Origin of the sequence: Pseudoalteromonas arctica A 37-1-2 (assembly GCF_000238395.3) — a bacterium.
Taxonomy (GTDB): domain Bacteria; phylum Pseudomonadota; class Gammaproteobacteria; order Enterobacterales; family Alteromonadaceae; genus Pseudoalteromonas; species Pseudoalteromonas arctica.
This window is the reverse complement of the sequence record NZ_CP011025.1, coordinates 894,064-909,939: the sequence shown is the minus strand read 5'-3', so window position 1 is coordinate 909,939 and position 15,876 is coordinate 894,064. Positions and strand designations below refer to the sequence as shown.

The following is a 15,876-nucleotide window of genomic DNA, read 5'->3' as shown; positions in this document are numbered from 1 at the left end:
AATTGTACCTATATTAATAACATAGCGCGATTTAACGTTTATTGAACTTCTAATTAATGAACTTAACAGTATACCTACTTTTTCAATTAGACGGTGATGGTTTTATAAATGGCTGATGACATAATGCTCAAACACGAAGACCTCGTGAATGAGTTAAAAACATATTTAGGCAATGCTAAATTTGACCTAATTTTCAAATCAAAAACCGCTGGGTTAACCAAACCTGAGCAATTTTTGATGAAAATGGAAATGTCACGCTTATCTCAGCCAGTGGCACGCTTTGTTGATCTTCGTGGATTAGTGACGGGCCAAGTAAAACCGTATGAGCATAACGGCAAACAGCACTTTATGGATGACACAGCCATTGAAGTGTTTGAAAAAGCACTTAAACAGCATGGTGAATATACCCTAGCCGTTTACGAAGCCGTAATGAATACAGAAAATAACCACCGCGTATTACAAAAACAAGCCGCCGAAAAATCAGAACTACAAGAATCAGAAAGTAACTTAAGCACTGAAGTAATTAAGTTTGCCTCTTACGAGAGCCGCCGTGAAGAACGGATGAATTACTCAATAAAAGTAACTATTGATTACAAAGATAAAAAGAACATTGCTGCTAGCACCTCAGATATATCTTTAAGCGGTTGTAAAGTTAAGCTTGCAACGCGCTACTCTATAAAAAAAGGTGAACTAATAGCAATGCGCTTGGTAGGCCTTGAACAAGACTTTGAACTTGGCCTAAAAAACGGTATTCAATACGAAGTTGTTGCCGTTGAAAATATCTCTCGTGAATACAACCACATTCGCTTAAAACGCACTTATATCGAAAATAACGATGCCTTTAATGACTTTTTAGAAAGCTTTATTCACGGTAATAAACGTCGTTATAAAGTAAATTTAGATAACACGCTCGATGCTGTAGTATCAAAGGGATATGAGCAATACTACATCCCTCGTGTAACGTCTTTATATGTATTTTTAAGCAAAAAAGATGAACAGTATTACCCAAGCCTTAGCCTTACTACTGAAAATAATATTTTTATCCAGCGCTATTTTACCGATGAAAGAAAAACACCGTGTTTGTACAATATACTCAATCATCAGCGCATTACACAATTACTAACCCAAATTACCGCGGTCAAAGAAGATTACCTCTATACATTTACACATATATCATCGGGTAAAATTTACTATTACTCTGCGACACGAACTGAGCTAAATAATAACCCTAAATTACGTGATCTATTTTTAGGTTTTGGTAGCCAAAAAGAAAGTTGGCAGTGCTTTAAAATACAAATAATGCCAAGTCATCCAGATGATTCTTTTATACCGCTTTCATTACCTAATAGTGCTGGCGCTAATATTGAAAAACTCAACAAGCCGCCTTCCCCTCGAGTTAAAGGCCTTATAAAAGACGTTAAATATATTGTTGTACTTACAAGTATTGGCAATAAAACAGAGCAAGCAGATTATAAACAACTTACTTTTGATAAAGCGTTAGTAAATCAGCTTAAACATTTTGGCCACGCAAAACATAAAACGCCACCTTATTTAGATATTGTGCCACTTGAATACGTAAATTTACGCTCGCATAAGCGCTACCTTTATAAAACACCGGTTAGCGTCACTATTAATGATGAAGTATTTAACGGTTATACACGTGACTTTTCTGTAATGGGTTTGCAATTAGAGTGCGAGCAACCAGTCACATTTAAAAAAGGTGATATAGTACTTTTAACATTTCCTGAGCTTCAAAAAATAACTAAAAAGCATAAACTTAGCGAACTAAAGTACGAAATAATGGCCATTAGTAAGTCATTCACTACTATTAACCTAAAAGCGAATCGTGTTGCTGATTTACCCCATGCTGGCGTGACTTTTTTCACTCAGTTAATAGAAGGGAATAAAGACAAACTTAAAGTATCTGAAGAAGCGCCAAAAGTAGAAGGCTTATCTACCGCACTTAGAAATATGGTTACAAAAAGTGTATGCCAATTTCCGCTGTATTTACACAAAGAAGCTGCACACTTTAAAACAGGTGCAATTGGTTATGGCTTATACGCCAGTCCTATGCATGTTATTTTGCAAAACTTTGGCTTATTAGGTAACAAAACTGACTTTTCGAGTATTCTTACCGAAGAGCAAATTATTAATGTAATAACGCCTAATATTAAAGATCGCAGTCGCCAAGATGCACCGCTTGCTTTTACACTCGCTATTAATTTCGACCCTCGTAAGGGCAAAATTGAAGAGGCTATTGTTAGCCAATGCGCTTTAGGTGAAGACTACTCAAGCTTTTATAAACAAATTAGTAAAGGCATTACATCACAACTTATATTTGTGATGCGTTTGTATATTTCGCGCACAGGTCGCCCCGATACTGACTACCTATCTAATGAGCTTAAATACGTAAGCCAATATGCAATGCATAAAGCAAAAGATTTAGAAGAAGCATTATGGGCTGTTGCAGGCGTGGGGGACGTAGTAGATATAACTGAAGAAGCTCTAAGCCATTTAGAGCTTAAAAAAGAGCAAGTTGAACAAATGGGCCGCCGTAAACTAATTTGGTTAAACCGCTTACGCTAAGCGGTTTAACTTAAACAACTTTAAAGAGCGGGCTCTCTATCTAACGGAATAGCCAACATATACAGCAATTGCAATAATGACCCTTCACAAATAGCCGCTTGTGCTTGCTCAACTACTTTAGGTTTGCCATGCACTGCTACACCTAGGCCAGCTTTAGCCATCATGATTAAATCGTTTGCGCCATCGCCAATAGCAACTGTTTGCGACTTCTCAAGCCCTAGTTTATGTTGTAACGACTCTAGAATAATTGCTTTTTGTTGTGCATCTACAATTGTACCCAGTACTTTACCTGTTAGTTTATCGTCTTTAAATTCGAGTACATTAGCGTGCACTTCATCTAAATTAATAAGCTCTTGAACGCGCTCTGCAAACGGTACAAAACCACCTGATGCAATTGCTAAATACCAGTCATGCTGTTTTAGAATTTGACACAGCACTTTAATACCCGGCATGAGTGGCAATGCACTTTTTAGTTCTTCAATTAAGCTTTTTTCAATACCAGCCAGTTTAGCTACACGCTGATTTAAACTCTCGCTAAAATCAAGTTTACCCGCCATTGCAAGTGCGGTTACAGAGGCAACTTCGTCGTAAACATCCGCAAGCCGTGCTATTTCGTCTATGCACTCAATAGTTATTGCAGTTGAATCCATATCCATAACCAATAAACCAGGCTCATATAAATTAGGCGCAGTAGCAACTTGCACTAATTGACAATCTAGAGTGTTTGAAAACTCTTGTAGTACTAACGGGTTTATAGCTTGATCGGAGTTTTGCGCGTAAAAACACAGTGCTGGAGCTAACCCTAAATCTGGTTGATATTGGCATATAGCAGTGACGGTTTGGTTATGCATAGCTAAAAAATCAATAATGCTAACAATGTGTTTTTCTTCAAAATCACCCGCAAATGCGATGCTAAATAACCCTAATGCTTTGTTTGGTATATAATCAAGAGGTGTAAATACACCACCACTATAGCTAAACCATTTATTTAGAGTTAAGTGTTGTAATGGTTGCTCAGCAGCTTGCTGTGCCATGTTGATTTGCGACATGGGATCTCCGTGTTTATTTTTATTTTCCTGATAATTGGCATATCATAACTGGTATTCTCAACACTAAATTCGCCATCAGGTGGGGTTTAAGGTTATAGTTAGTGTAGTTGTAACATCAAATCAAAATGCTGTCAGTAGCATAAACGGTGACTATGAAAAATAACCATATTAAAAACCCTATTACTGCTTCTCAAAGAAAACGACTTGTTCGCTTAATACTAGCGGCTGGTTGTTTTGTATTACTAAGCTGGGTAGGTGTTAATAGTAGTTTTCAGAGTCATCAGTTACTTTATGATAGTGCCGATAGCACGGCAAAAAGCCTCACTCAGTTTATGGCTTTAAATGTTAAAACACCGCTTATTGAAAAAAACAAACCACAGCTCAACGCCATTTGTAACGATATAAGTAAAGATGAATTTGTACTTTCTGCGACTATTTATGATCAACAAGGCATTTTAATTGCTAGCAGTGACAATTGGCAGTCACACCATATTTATGGACAACTTCCTGACTCTACACCGGGTATTAGTAAGCTAAAAACACCTTTTATGGAACCCGTGATAAGCGATGATGACCGCCCTATAGGCTTTGTGTCTGTTACTTATTTAACTCGCGCCGCAATATCAGACAGCCATAATCATTTTCATGACTTAGGTCGACAGGTACTATTAATGCTAGTGATTGCATGTATTTTTACGTGGCAGTTAGGGCGTGGATTAAAACGTTGGCAGGTAAATCGCTATATGCAAAAAACATCTGAACAAGAATCGTAAAGCTGCTTTGCAAGCGTCCCTCTTTCACTATGTGGCTTTAAATCACATAACGCGTTAAATACATCAGGTATATGTAATGGCGTGTTAACTTCACCTTGATGACCGCTTAACGGCATTGAAGGTGAGTCGGTCTCAAGCACTAAGTGATCTGGCTCAATAGCAGCAATAACAGCACGTGTTTTAACTGCGCGATCATAGGTAATTACGCCGCCTATGCCAAGCTTAAAACCTTGCTTAATATAGTACTGCGCTTGTTGAAGTGAGCCCGAAAAGGCATGAATCACTCCCCCGTTTTTTGGCTTACACCGCTTAAACGATTGCGCAATTAAATCATGGCTTTGCCTATGATGCACAATGAGCGGTAAGTTAAGCTCATTAGAAAGCCCTATTTGCTGCTCAAATAAATAAGTTTGTTTAGGAAGGTTTTCAATACTTCGATCAAGCCCGCACTCCCCAATAGCTACCAACTGATACTTATTTGCAGTCGCGAATTCAAATAACGCTTCTATGTGCGATTCTTTATGTTGCTCTAAAAAGTAAGGATGTAGCCCTGCGGCTATTTTTATACTTGGGTAAGTTGCTTTGAGTTTTATGAGAGTATGCGATTGAGCAAGCGTAATACCCGGCACAACAAACTGATTAACTCCCTTTGCTACACACTCGTTTATGAGCGATTCACGATTCGAATCAAACTCGCTAAAGTCGAGGTGGCAATGAGAGTCAATAAATTGCACGGTTACTTACTCATCTTTTAATTAAGGGTTTAAGCGTGTAATTTGCCAGCTGTTATCTGCTTGGCGCTGATATATAAAGCGATCATGCAAACGATGCGCCCCACCTTGCCAAAACTCAATTTTAGTGGGTACTACACAATATCCGCCCCAAAAATCAGGCAATGGAATTTCACCTTTAGCAAACTTATTTTTCATGTTGGCGAAGGTTTCCATGAGTACTTTACGTGATGACACCGGACGACTTTGCGCTGACGCCCACGCAGCTAATTGGCTTTCTTTAGGTCGAGATAAAAAGTACTTTGCCACGGCAGATGTAGGTAATGGTTTAGCCTCGCCATACACAATAACTTGGCGTTCCATGTGGTGCCACGGAAAGTGCAGCGATATTTTGTTATTACCTTTAAGCTCTTGCGCTTTACGCGAACCTGTATTGGTAAAAAATACAAAACCGTTATCATCCAGATGCTTTAAAAGCACAATGCGCTGTGAAGGCTGACCTGTTTCATCAACAGTTGCTACAACCATCGCTGTTGGATCGGGTAATTGGCTTGCTACAGCATGCTCAAGCCATGTTTCAAACTGCTTAAACGGATCATCTTGCAAGTTATCTTCGCTTAACGCATCTTGCAGGTATTCACGGCGGATATCTTCGAGTTTCATAACAAATCCTTTAAATAAAGCCTTAGAAAAGAGCTTAGAGTAGCGAGCTTAAAACATTAGATGTTGAGCAGTAACAAATATTAAGATTCAGGTGTATCGATAGCAATAAACATAGAGTCTCAGGTGTATCGTTGGGTTTCGTTTCACTCAACCCAACCTACAATGTAAAACATTACATCTGCAAGTGTAGAAGTGCTGACAAGACGGAGTGCTTTTTTATGCCAAGGAGCATACATTTAGTATGTGACTTAGGCTAAAAAAGCACGACAACGCAGTCAAAGCGAACTACACGCAGCAGACGGTTCACCTAAGTAGTTTAGCCTAAGACAAGGCGTCCAACCCGACTTACCCCTATGAGCATACGGTTTGTATGTGATTAGGGTAAGTTGGGGTGGATAACGTAGTATTAGGTTAAAATACGACGGTGATTACATTTGCTCCATGACTTCAATACCTAGCAAATCCAATCCCGTTTCTAATGTTTTAGAAACCAAATTACACAGCACTAAGCGGCTATCGCGCACGCTTGGCTCTACGCCCTCTTTAAGTACTGGGCAGGCTTCGTAAAATGTCATGTATAAGCTTGCTAGCTCGTACAAGTAACCACACAGTACGTGCGGTGTGGCTTCGCTGATCATTAAATCAAGTACTTCTTCAAGCTGTAGTAGCTTAAGTGCTAGTGCTTTTTCTTGAGGCTCAATAATTGCAACATCTGAATTTAATGTAGCTGCATCAACGCCTGACTTACGGAAAATACTGCGTATACGTGTATAAGCATATTGTAAGTAAGGAGCGGTTGCGCCTTCAAAGCTTAGCATGCTGTCCCAGTTAAAAATGTAATCGCTGGTACGGTGCTTAGAAAGGTCGGCGTATTTAACTGCGCCAATACCTACTTTACGTGCAATCTCGCTGCGATCGCTATCACTTAAATCAGACTCACGTTCAGCTAGTTTTGCGGCTGCACGGTTAATTGACTCTTCTAATAAATCAGCAAGTTTTACTGTGCCGCCAGTACGTGTTTTAAATGGTTTGTTATCGGCGCCCATCATGGTGCCAAACGGGCAAAACTCGTAACTTGTTTCGTCTCGTAATAAACCTGCTTTACGCGCTGTAAGCTCTACTTGATTAAAGTGTAGATTTTGACGTGCATCTACAAAAATTAAGATACGATCAGCACCTAATTTATTTGAACGATAATCACATGCCGCTAAATCTGTTGTTGCATATAAAAAGCCACCGCCAGATTTTTGTACGATAAACGCTGATGGTTCGCCATCTTTGTTGGCAAGCTCATCTAAAAACACAACTTGCGCGCCTTGCGACTCTACTGCAATATTTTTATCTTTAAGTAGGCTAATAATATCGTTAAGTTCTGCGTTGTATGCGCTTTCAGCCATAATATCGGCTTGAGTAAGTGTTACATTTAAACGCTTGTATACTTCTTCAGAATGCTTAACTGAGGTAGCTATAAACAGTTTCCAAAGTTTTTCACAATGCGCATCGCCGCCTTGTAATTTAACAACGTAATTACGTGCTTTATCAGCAAAGCCTTCTTCGTCGTCAAAGCGTTTTTTAGCATCGCGGTAAAAGGTTTCTAAATCAGCAAGCGCTACAGAATCTAAATCAACACCTTGGCTAATTTGATCTTCTAAATGCGCGATTAACATACCAAATTGCGTGCCCCAATCACCCATGTGATTTTGACGTACAACCGTATCGCCTCTAAATTCAAGCGCACGCACAATTGAGTCACCAATAATGGTTGAACGTAAATGGCCTACGTGCATTTCTTTAGCAAGGTTTGGTGATGAATAGTCAACAACCACTTTTTGCGGGTTAGCATGCTCATTTACAGCAAGCTTTGCATCACTGTTAGCGGCTTGTACGCTTTGAGCTAAAAACTCAGGCTTTAAATGAATATTAATAAAACCTGGGCCAGCAATTTCAGTCTTTTGAGCAATATCGCTTACATCAAGGTTATCTATAATTTTTTGCGCAAGCTCACGTGGGTTGCTTTTCATTTTTTTAGCCGCGCCCATTGCTGCATTAATTTGGTAATCACCAAATTGTGGACGTGTGCTTTGTGTTACTGCTGGGTTTGTATCTTCAGGTAAGCCTGCGCCCGCCATAGCGGCAATGGCTTTTTCGATTAAAATAGTACGAATATTCATATTTTTTACCTTTGTAAGCCCGCCAAAGCAGGCTTTCAGTTAACTGTAGTCAGTCGATTCTAGTTTTCGCGAGTGTGGTTAAATGTCACTTCTGGGTAACGCTCTACTGATAAATTAAGATTTACACGGCTCGGCGCAATGTAAGTTAAGTTATCGCCACCATCGAGTGCTAAATTACTTTCGCACTTGCGCTTAAAGTCTTCAAACTTTTTCACATCGTCGCTGCTTACCCAACGCGCTGTATTTACATTTACACCTTCGTAAATAGCATCTACGTTATATTCGGCTTTTAAGCGCGCTACAACTACATCAAACTGAAGTACACCTACCGCGCCCACAATTAAATCGTTGTTTATAAGCGGTCTAAATACTTGCACAGCACCTTCTTCAGAAAGCTGTACTAAGCCTTTTAATAATTGCTTTTGCTTAAGCGGATCGCGTAGACGAATACGGCGGAATAATTCAGGCGCAAAGTTAGGGATACCGCTAAATTTAAGTTTTTCGCCTTGTGTGAACGTATCACCAATTTGAATGGTACCGTGGTTATGCAAACCAATAATATCGCCCGCGTAAGCGTCAGCTGCGCGCTCACGATCGCCCGCCATAAAGGTTACCGCATCAGAAATGCTCACTTGCTTGCTAATTCGCACGTGATTCATTTTCATGCCTTGGCTGTACTTACCCGATACAATACGCATAAATGCAATACGGTCACGGTGTTTAGGGTCCATGTTGGCCTGAATTTTAAATACAAAACCAGTAAAGTTTTCTTCAGTTGCAACAATAAGTCTGTCTTCGGTTTCACGAGGCAGTGGCGTTGGTGCCCATTTAGTTAAACCATCTAAAACGTGGTCAACACCAAAGTTACCAAGTGCGGTACCGTAATAAACCGGCGAAAGCTCACCGGCTAAAAACAGATCTAAATCAAATTCGTTTGATGCGCCAATAACAAGCTCAAGCTCATCGCGTAATTGCGCAGCTAAATCTTCACCAATGGCAATATCAAGTTCTGGGTTATCAAGACCTTTAATGGTACGAACTTCTTGAATTTTATGACCCTGACCTGTTTTGTATAAAACAGCTTCGTCATTATGAATGTGATAAACACCTTTGAACTCTTTACCACAGCCAATTGGCCAAGTAATGGGTGCACAGGCAATATTTAGCTCTGTTTCAACTTCGTCAAGCACTTCCATTGGGTCGCGAATTTCACGGTCACATTTATTCATAAACGTAACAATTGGCGTTGTACGCAGGCGTGTAACTTCCATTAGCTTACGGGTACGATCTTCTACACCCTTTGCTGCATCAATAACCATTAAACACGAATCTACCGCAGTTAATGTGCGGTAAGTATCTTCCGAGAAATCTTCATGTCCTGGAGTATCAAGTAAATTAACAAGTGCGTTGTTATATGGAAACTGCATTACAGAGGTAGTAACAGATATACCACGCTCTTTTTCCATTTCCATCCAGTCAGACTTTGCATGCTGGTTAGAGCCACGGCCTTTTACAGTGCCGGCTCGTTGAATAGCTTGTCCGAATAACAATACTTTTTCGGTAATGGTTGTTTTACCAGCATCTGGGTGAGAGATGATAGCAAAGGTTCGTCGTTTATTAATTTCGCTAAGGAGATTTTGATCTGCCATTAAAAAAGTTCTTTTAGTTTGTATACGGATATTATCCACTTTAAGTATGCTGAGCTTTCAAGGCTTAAATAATACCAATTGCATTAAATTAGCGTTCTATTATAGCGATAATAAAATAGCGCAATAACAAGGCGAAATTATCACATAGAGTTATTCTCTATGAATAATTTTTAACGTAGTTAGTGAGTTATTTAATACGCTAGAACGATCTTGGTTTAATAAAATTGGTATAGAGCAACCTCGAAAGCTCAACACACCATCAGAAAAGCCCTAAATTGGCCCTTCACATGCGATCCGTTATGTTAATCGTAATTGGAAACTATTTTCGCTGATCTTGGCCTTATAAACAATCAATGGTTGGTTATTAGCTGATCTTTTTTATTAATATGGATTTTGGGAAGCCTAACTGCAAATGAGGTATAAAAAAATCAGTAATAAGCCAAATAAATAGAATCAGCACACAATACACCAAGCCTCTGCACACCATTAGAATTTTTAAGCCTTGCTTGAGAATATAACCTAGTGGCCCGGCTAACAGCCCTGCGTTAACCCACTGGTATTTATAACTAAGAGTAAATTAGAATATTCAATTTTAAGTGATAGCATTTATCTTTAAAAAAATGACTTTAAAAGATGTAAATTTATGTAAACTTTTTTGAACAATAAAATAACGGTTATATGCATGTAACTTATTAAATTAAAATAACTTAATAAAATAAAAAAACACCAATATAGAGCTAAATACCATGCAACTACTGATTGTAATTTAGCCACCAAGACCGCCACAAGCTTGTGTAATAAAGTCGTAACGCATATTATTGGTAGATTGCATGGAGGATAAGTCGTTTGGTCATGAAAACCAGTAAGTTAAGTATTAGATTATTATGGTATATAACACCCCTTGTTATTCTACCGCTGCTATTTTTAGGTGGCTTTACACTCACCAATGTAACTAATTCAACACAAAAACAAGCTGATTTAATAATGAGCCGTTTTGTTGAGCAACAACAGCAAAAAATATTTAATTATATCGACTCTTTTCACTCTACAGCAAAACTACTTTCAACCTCGCCAGTACTTAGTGATTTTTTAGCAAACGACATTCGTGCCAACGGTAATTACACCCGAAAACTTGGCGCGCTTATGGATGTATTTGCCAGTTACAGTGAGGCTTATCCCGATATAATTAGCATTAATTTAGTTTCAGCCAGTGGTAAAAGCGATGCCTACTACTCTAACAACCTAACAACAGCGCCTAAAAGCTACCCATTTTTTAATCAAGTATTGCAAAGTAATTTAAGTAAACAGCAATTTATGATTCAAAAGGATGATGGCACCACTAGTTTGTATTTTATTCAACGAATTTATAGTGTTGATTACTATTTAAAACGACCACAGCAGCTTGGTTTTATTGTAATACATATAGAACCTTCAATACTAAACTCTAGTATTTTAGAAGCGCCATATAACAACACGCTTAATTTAATGTTGACTAAAGACGGGAAAATTTTATTTAGCTCCGATTACAATATGCGTGGCCAATACATAAGCGAGTACGAACTTAATCAAGTGCACGACCTCGCTGATATCGGCATGCTTTCAACTATTGAACTCTCAAGCATAGACAAAATAGAGCGAATGATTTTTGCAGTGCAAATGCCCGGCGGATATTATTACGTATCGACCATTCCCAAAGGGGTGCTTTATCAATCAGGTAAAGCCATAAGTTTAATAACAGGCTTAATTGTTATTATTTCGGTGATCACCCTGCCAATATTAATTTTTGTAGTGGTCCGCAATTTATTACTTAACCCAATTGAGTTACTCGGGGCTGCGAGTCATCGTGTTGGTGATGGCGATTTGTCGGTGCACTTACCAGCTCATACAAATGATGAAGTAGGTGTTTTATTTAACGACTTTAACCACATGGTTAATCAAATAAGGCACTACCAACAACAGCTTGAAGAATACAAACACCACCTTGAAGATAAAGTGGAAAGTCGTACCCAAGCACTTGAAGCTATGAACAGCCAACTTGAGTTAGCTATTGGCCAAGCTGAGCAAGCTAATCAACTTAAGAGTCGTTTTTTAGCCAACATGAGTCACGAAATACGCACGCCGCTCACGGCCATTATGGGCTTTACAGAGCAGTTACTACATAACGATAAAGTAGCGAATGACAAACAACACCTAAGCACTATTTTACGTAATTCCAAACACTTACTAGAGTTAATAAATAACATACTCGATTTATCTAAAATTGAAGCTGAAAAGCTGGCTGTTGATTTGTCAGCGTTAAACGTAGTGCAGCTTGTGCACGACATTGAATCAATTATTCAACCACTGGCACAAGAAAAACAATTAACCCTTAATATCGACTATCAACTGCCGCTACCCCGCACCATTTATAGTGATGTGACCCGCTTAAAACAAATACTTATAAACATTGCTAATAACGCTGTTAAATTTACCGAAAATGGCAGCGTGTCTATTTGTGTGCATTATTTACAAGCAAGTCAAAAGCTAGAGTTTGTAATTAAAGATACTGGTATTGGTATGTCTGAGCATCAAATAGAACGTGTATTTAAGCCGTTTGAACAGGCCGATGCCACAACTACACGTCGTTTTGGTGGTACAGGTCTTGGGTTGTGTATTTCTAAAAACTTAGCACTGTTACTTGGTGGCGATGTAAACCTTGAAAGTGAAGTGGGTGTAGGTAGCCGAGTTACAATTAGGGTGGCATGTCAGCTATCTGATGATCAACCCATGCTTGAATTTTTAACGCAAGACAGCCAGTTAATACCAGAGAAAGACCCTCTCTTATCGTTTGCAACCAATAGCTTCGACGCCAATATATTAGTGGCTGAGGATAACCCAGATAACCAACTATTAATTAAATTATTACTGCAAACCTGGGGCCTTGAACCCGATATTGCCAGTAATGGCGCACAAGCTGTAGAAATGGCGCTCGTAAACGACTACCAACTTATTATTATGGATATGCAAATGCCTGTAATGGGCGGATTAGAAGCGACTAAAATGCTTCGTCATGCAGCGTATGATGGCCCTATCATTGCCCTTACTGCCAATGTAATGAACCATGATATAGGCACTTATCTAGAAGCTGGTTGCGACAAAGCATTGGCTAAACCCATTGATAAAGATGCTCTGGAAAACGTACTCGTAAGCTACCTGCATCTTGAAAAAGATAATCAAAATAAATGGGATAGCCTATTAAAGAGCGAAAAGTTTCAGCAAATTGCCGATAATTACTTAGCTAACTTACCTACATATTTAGAAGAAGTTAAAGCTTTGCAGCATTGTGATGATTGGGAAGCATTAAGAGGTATAGCGCACAGTGTTAAAGGCAGTTCTGGATGCTTTAACTTTGATGAAATTTACCATAGCGCTGCGGCACTTGAAGAGAACTTAAAAAGTAACAATAAAGTACCAAGAGACGAGCTGGTAAATGATTTAATAGCAGCCATTGAGCAAGCAATTAGCGACAAAGTAACCTAAAAAGCAAAGTTACAAAACGGTACAAGTGCAGTACTTTAGCGGCTCTATATTTTAAATGCTAATTACCGACTTTAATTATGAAAAGTTTAAACCTAGCGCCATACCCATTAAAATAGCGTCTTCAAAGCCATTTTTAGCAGGGTTATCACTTGGGTAGTAGTTTTTACGCACTGACATCTCAGCAAAGCCTGCGCGCTCGTACAGCGCAATAGCACGCGTATTTGATTCGCGAACTTCTAAAAAGAGGTTTTCAGCATTTTGCTGCTCACCATATTCAATAAACTGCGCTAACAACTGCCTTGCAATACCCTTACCCTGGTGACTTGGTGTTACACAAATATCCATAAGTGTAAAATCAGGCCCTGCTTTTTCACCAATATAAAAACCAATCATGCTCGCCTCATCAAATGCGGCAACATTAAAATAGCGCCCGCCTATACATGAACCCATTGTATTTAAAGTCCACGGATGGCTATGACACGCTGTTTCGATGGCCATTAATTGAGGTATTGCAGTTTCATCTACTGATTTAAAGTTTATCAAGGTGTTTACTCATTAAAGCCCATAAAGCACGCTTCTCAGAGGCGTTGAGCTGTGGGGTTGGCAATGTAAGCTTATTATCGTTTAATTGCATCTCACTGCCCTGTACAACGCTATTTATAATAATAGGCTCTGCACTGAGTTTAATGTCTGCAAGTAGTTGCTCATTTAGCGTTAAAGAACTAGCTATCGTGCTTTGCGATAAAGTATTAGCTTGATCATTTGCTTGAGGACAATAATGTTGATTGAGTTCAAGATTTTCTATATCAAAAATAGCTGCGTAACGTGGATGCATAACAACTCAGTAGATTAGACATTTGAACAATATAAGAAGTAATAAAAACGATGTAAAGAAGAAATGGCAGGGGCGGAGAGATTCGAACTCCCAACCATCGGTTTTGGAGACCGCTGTTCTACCAATTGGAACTACGCCCCTGCAATGACGACGAATTATAGAGAAGTTTCGCCAAAGGTAAAGAGAAAAATCACTCTTTTAGTTTAACTGCTTTTTAAATAAACAAAACGGCGAATTAGCATGCTAATTCGCCGTTTTTTAATCACTTAAACTTAGTTAATTAAAACTAAAATTAATTATTCCCATTCGATAGTTGCAGGTGGTTTACCTGAAATATCGTAAACAACACGAGAAATACCATCTATTTCATTAATGATACGGTTTGATACCACACCTAAAAACTCATAAGGTAAATGTGACCAGCGCGCTGTCATAAAGTCGATTGTTTCCACACAACGAAGTGATACAACCCAATCGTACTTACGTGCATCGCCCATAACCCCTACCGATTTAACAGGTAAGAATACAGTAAACGCTTGGCTTACTTTATGGTAGAGCTCAGCTTTGTGAAGCTCTTCGATGAAAATCGCATCAGCGCGGCGTAATAAATCACAGTATTCTTTTTTGATTTCACCAAGTACACGCACACCTAAACCTGGTCCAGGGAAAGGATGACGGTAAAGCATGTCGTACGGTAAACCTAGTTCTAGGCCAATTTTACGTACTTCATCTTTGAATAATTCACGTAATGGCTCAACAAGGCCCATTTTCATGTCATCTGGTAATCCGCCCACATTGTGGTGAGATTTAATAACATGCGCTTTACCAGTTGCAGATGCCGCTGATTCAATTACATCAGGATAAATTGTACCTTGCGCTAACCATTTTGCATTTTTAAGCTTTTTGGCTTGCTCATCAAATACATTAATAAACGTATGACCAATGGCTTTACGTTTATCTTCTGGGTCTGACTTACCCGCTAGATCATTTAAAAACTGCTCTTCAGCTTCAACTTTAACAATATTTAAGCCAAATTTATTACCAAACATGTCCATTACTTGTTGGCCTTCGTTTAAACGAAGTAAACCATTATCAACAAATACACATGTTAGTCTTTCGCCAATTGCACGGTGAATAAGCATAGCCACAACCGATGAATCAACACCACCAGAGAGGCCTAAAATAACTTCGTCATCGCCAACTGTTTCTTTAATACGCTCGATAGCATCATCGATAATTTTTGCAGCAGTCCACAATTTTTCACAGCCACAAATATCAATAGCAAAACGCTCTAATAAGCGCTGACCTTGGTGCGTGTGTGTTACTTCTGGGTGAAACTGTACACCGTAAAAACGTTTTTCTTCGTTAGACATTGCAGCATGTGGACAAGTAGATGTTTTAGCTGTTGTTGCAAAACCAGCTGGAATATCCATTACTTTGTCGCCATGGCTCATCCATACGTCGAGTATGCCGTTGCCGCCATCGGTAATGCTGTCTTCAATTGCATCAAATAATGCACAGTTGCCTACTTTTTCTACTTGTGCGTAACCAAACTCTTTTTTATCAGAGCTGTGTACACTTCCGCCAAGTTGAGCTGCCATTGTTTGCATACCGTAGCAAATACCTAGCACAGGCACGCCTGCATTAAATACATACTCAGGAGCGCGCGGGCTGTTTTCAAGTGTTGTTGATTCTGGACCACCAGAAAGAATAATACCTTGTGGGTTGAACTCGCGGATTTGCTCTTCAGTCACATCCCATGCCCAAAGTTCACAGTAAACACCAATTTCACGCACACGACGGGCGATTAATTGAGTGTATTGTGAACCAAAGTCTAAAATGAGAATTCGTGAATCGTGAATATCTTTGCTCATGGAGTATCTCGTAAAGTCTGATGCTA

General features: G+C 39.1%; 11 protein-coding genes and 1 tRNA gene. 3 read left to right on the top strand and 9 right to left on the bottom strand.

From position 1 onward, the window contains the following. Window positions 1–108 precede the first annotated feature (108 nt). Window positions 109–2,586, top strand: coding sequence for a PilZ domain-containing protein (locus PARC_RS04080; protein WP_010553175.1), 2,478 nt, complete (start codon window positions 109–111; stop codon window positions 2,584–2,586). Between the two features lie 20 nt (window positions 2,587–2,606). On the opposite strand, the gene serB is transcribed toward PARC_RS04080, so the two are convergent. Then, the gene (gene serB, locus PARC_RS04075; protein ID WP_010553174.1) at window positions 2,607–3,635 is read right to left on the bottom strand and encodes a phosphoserine phosphatase SerB; all 1,029 of its coding nucleotides are present in this window, start codon (window positions 3,633–3,635) and stop codon (window positions 2,607–2,609) included. Between the two features lie 152 nt (window positions 3,636–3,787). Here serB and PARC_RS04070 point away from each other — a divergent pair, with 152 nt between their 5' ends. After that, a complete protein-coding gene (locus tag PARC_RS04070; protein WP_007581635.1) occupies window positions 3,788–4,408 on the top strand; it encodes an AhpA/YtjB family protein in 621 nt (206 codons plus the stop codon). On the opposite strand, the gene PARC_RS04065 is transcribed toward PARC_RS04070, so the two are convergent. The 4 genes from PARC_RS04065 to prfC all read right to left on the bottom strand — a co-directional run bounded on the left by PARC_RS04065 (window position 4,375) and on the right by prfC (window position 9,622). Beyond that, window positions 4,375–5,142, bottom strand: a complete 768-nt coding sequence (locus PARC_RS04065; protein ID WP_010553173.1) for a TatD family hydrolase — start codon at window positions 5,140–5,142, stop codon at window positions 4,375–4,377. The two genes, PARC_RS04070 and PARC_RS04065, sit on opposite strands and share 34 nt — an antisense overlap. 21 nt (window positions 5,143–5,163) lie before the next feature. Further along, on the bottom strand, window positions 5,164–5,802 hold the full coding sequence (gene pdxH / locus PARC_RS04060; protein WP_010553172.1) for a pyridoxamine 5'-phosphate oxidase: 639 nt from the start codon (window positions 5,800–5,802) through the stop codon (window positions 5,164–5,166). A gap of 428 nt (window positions 5,803–6,230) precedes the next feature. Beyond that, the gene (gene argS, locus PARC_RS04055) at window positions 6,231–7,973 is read right to left on the bottom strand and encodes an arginine--tRNA ligase (protein ID WP_007581630.1); all 1,743 of its coding nucleotides are present in this window, start codon (window positions 7,971–7,973) and stop codon (window positions 6,231–6,233) included. Window positions 7,974–8,032: 59 nt separating this feature from the next. Beyond that, window positions 8,033–9,622, bottom strand: a complete 1,590-nt coding sequence (prfC, locus tag PARC_RS04050; RefSeq protein WP_010553171.1) for a peptide chain release factor 3 — start codon at window positions 9,620–9,622, stop codon at window positions 8,033–8,035. Window positions 9,623–10,474: 852 nt separating this feature from the next. Between prfC and PARC_RS04045 the strand changes: the two genes are divergently transcribed. Beyond that, complete coding sequence (locus PARC_RS04045) at window positions 10,475–13,141, top strand: ATP-binding protein (RefSeq protein WP_007581624.1); 2,667 nt, start codon at window positions 10,475–10,477, stop codon at window positions 13,139–13,141. A gap of 75 nt (window positions 13,142–13,216) precedes the next feature. On the opposite strand, the gene rimI is transcribed toward PARC_RS04045, so the two are convergent. The 4 genes from rimI to guaA all read right to left on the bottom strand — a co-directional run bounded on the left by rimI (window position 13,217) and on the right by guaA (window position 15,850). After that, the gene (rimI, locus tag PARC_RS04040) at window positions 13,217–13,684 is read right to left on the bottom strand and encodes a ribosomal protein S18-alanine N-acetyltransferase (RefSeq protein WP_007581622.1); all 468 of its coding nucleotides are present in this window, start codon (window positions 13,682–13,684) and stop codon (window positions 13,217–13,219) included. Beyond that, the gene (locus PARC_RS04035) at window positions 13,671–13,976 is read right to left on the bottom strand and encodes a hypothetical protein (RefSeq protein ID WP_010553170.1); all 306 of its coding nucleotides are present in this window, start codon (window positions 13,974–13,976) and stop codon (window positions 13,671–13,673) included. The genes rimI and PARC_RS04035 overlap by 14 nt, the downstream gene beginning before the upstream one ends. Before the next feature lie 64 nt (window positions 13,977–14,040). Beyond that, window positions 14,041–14,117, bottom strand: a tRNA-Trp gene (locus PARC_RS04030). A gap of 155 nt (window positions 14,118–14,272) precedes the next feature. Next, window positions 14,273–15,850, bottom strand: a complete 1,578-nt coding sequence (gene guaA / locus PARC_RS04025) for a glutamine-hydrolyzing GMP synthase (RefSeq protein WP_008170177.1) — start codon at window positions 15,848–15,850, stop codon at window positions 14,273–14,275. Window positions 15,851–15,876: the final 26 nt, after the last annotated feature.

Coding starts and splice junctions, on each gene's coding strand:
- serB (WP_010553174.1), bottom strand. CDS start 3,635: ATGTCGCAAATCAACATGGCACAGCAAGCTGCTGAGCAACCATTACAA.
- argS (WP_007581630.1), bottom strand. CDS start 7,973: ATGAATATTCGTACTATTTTAATCGAAAAAGCCATTGCCGCTATGGCG.
- PARC_RS04035 (WP_010553170.1), bottom strand. CDS start 13,976: ATGCATCCACGTTACGCAGCTATTTTTGATATAGAAAATCTTGAACTC.
- PARC_RS04080 (WP_010553175.1), top strand. CDS start 109: ATGGCTGATGACATAATGCTCAAACACGAAGACCTCGTGAATGAGTTA.
- guaA (WP_008170177.1), bottom strand. CDS start 15,850: ATGAGCAAAGATATTCACGATTCACGAATTCTCATTTTAGACTTTGGT.
- PARC_RS04070 (WP_007581635.1), top strand. CDS start 3,788: ATGAAAAATAACCATATTAAAAACCCTATTACTGCTTCTCAAAGAAAA.
- prfC (WP_010553171.1), bottom strand. CDS start 9,622: ATGGCAGATCAAAATCTCCTTAGCGAAATTAATAAACGACGAACCTTT.
- pdxH (WP_010553172.1), bottom strand. CDS start 5,802: ATGAAACTCGAAGATATCCGCCGTGAATACCTGCAAGATGCGTTAAGC.
- PARC_RS04045 (WP_007581624.1), top strand. CDS start 10,475: ATGAAAACCAGTAAGTTAAGTATTAGATTATTATGGTATATAACACCC.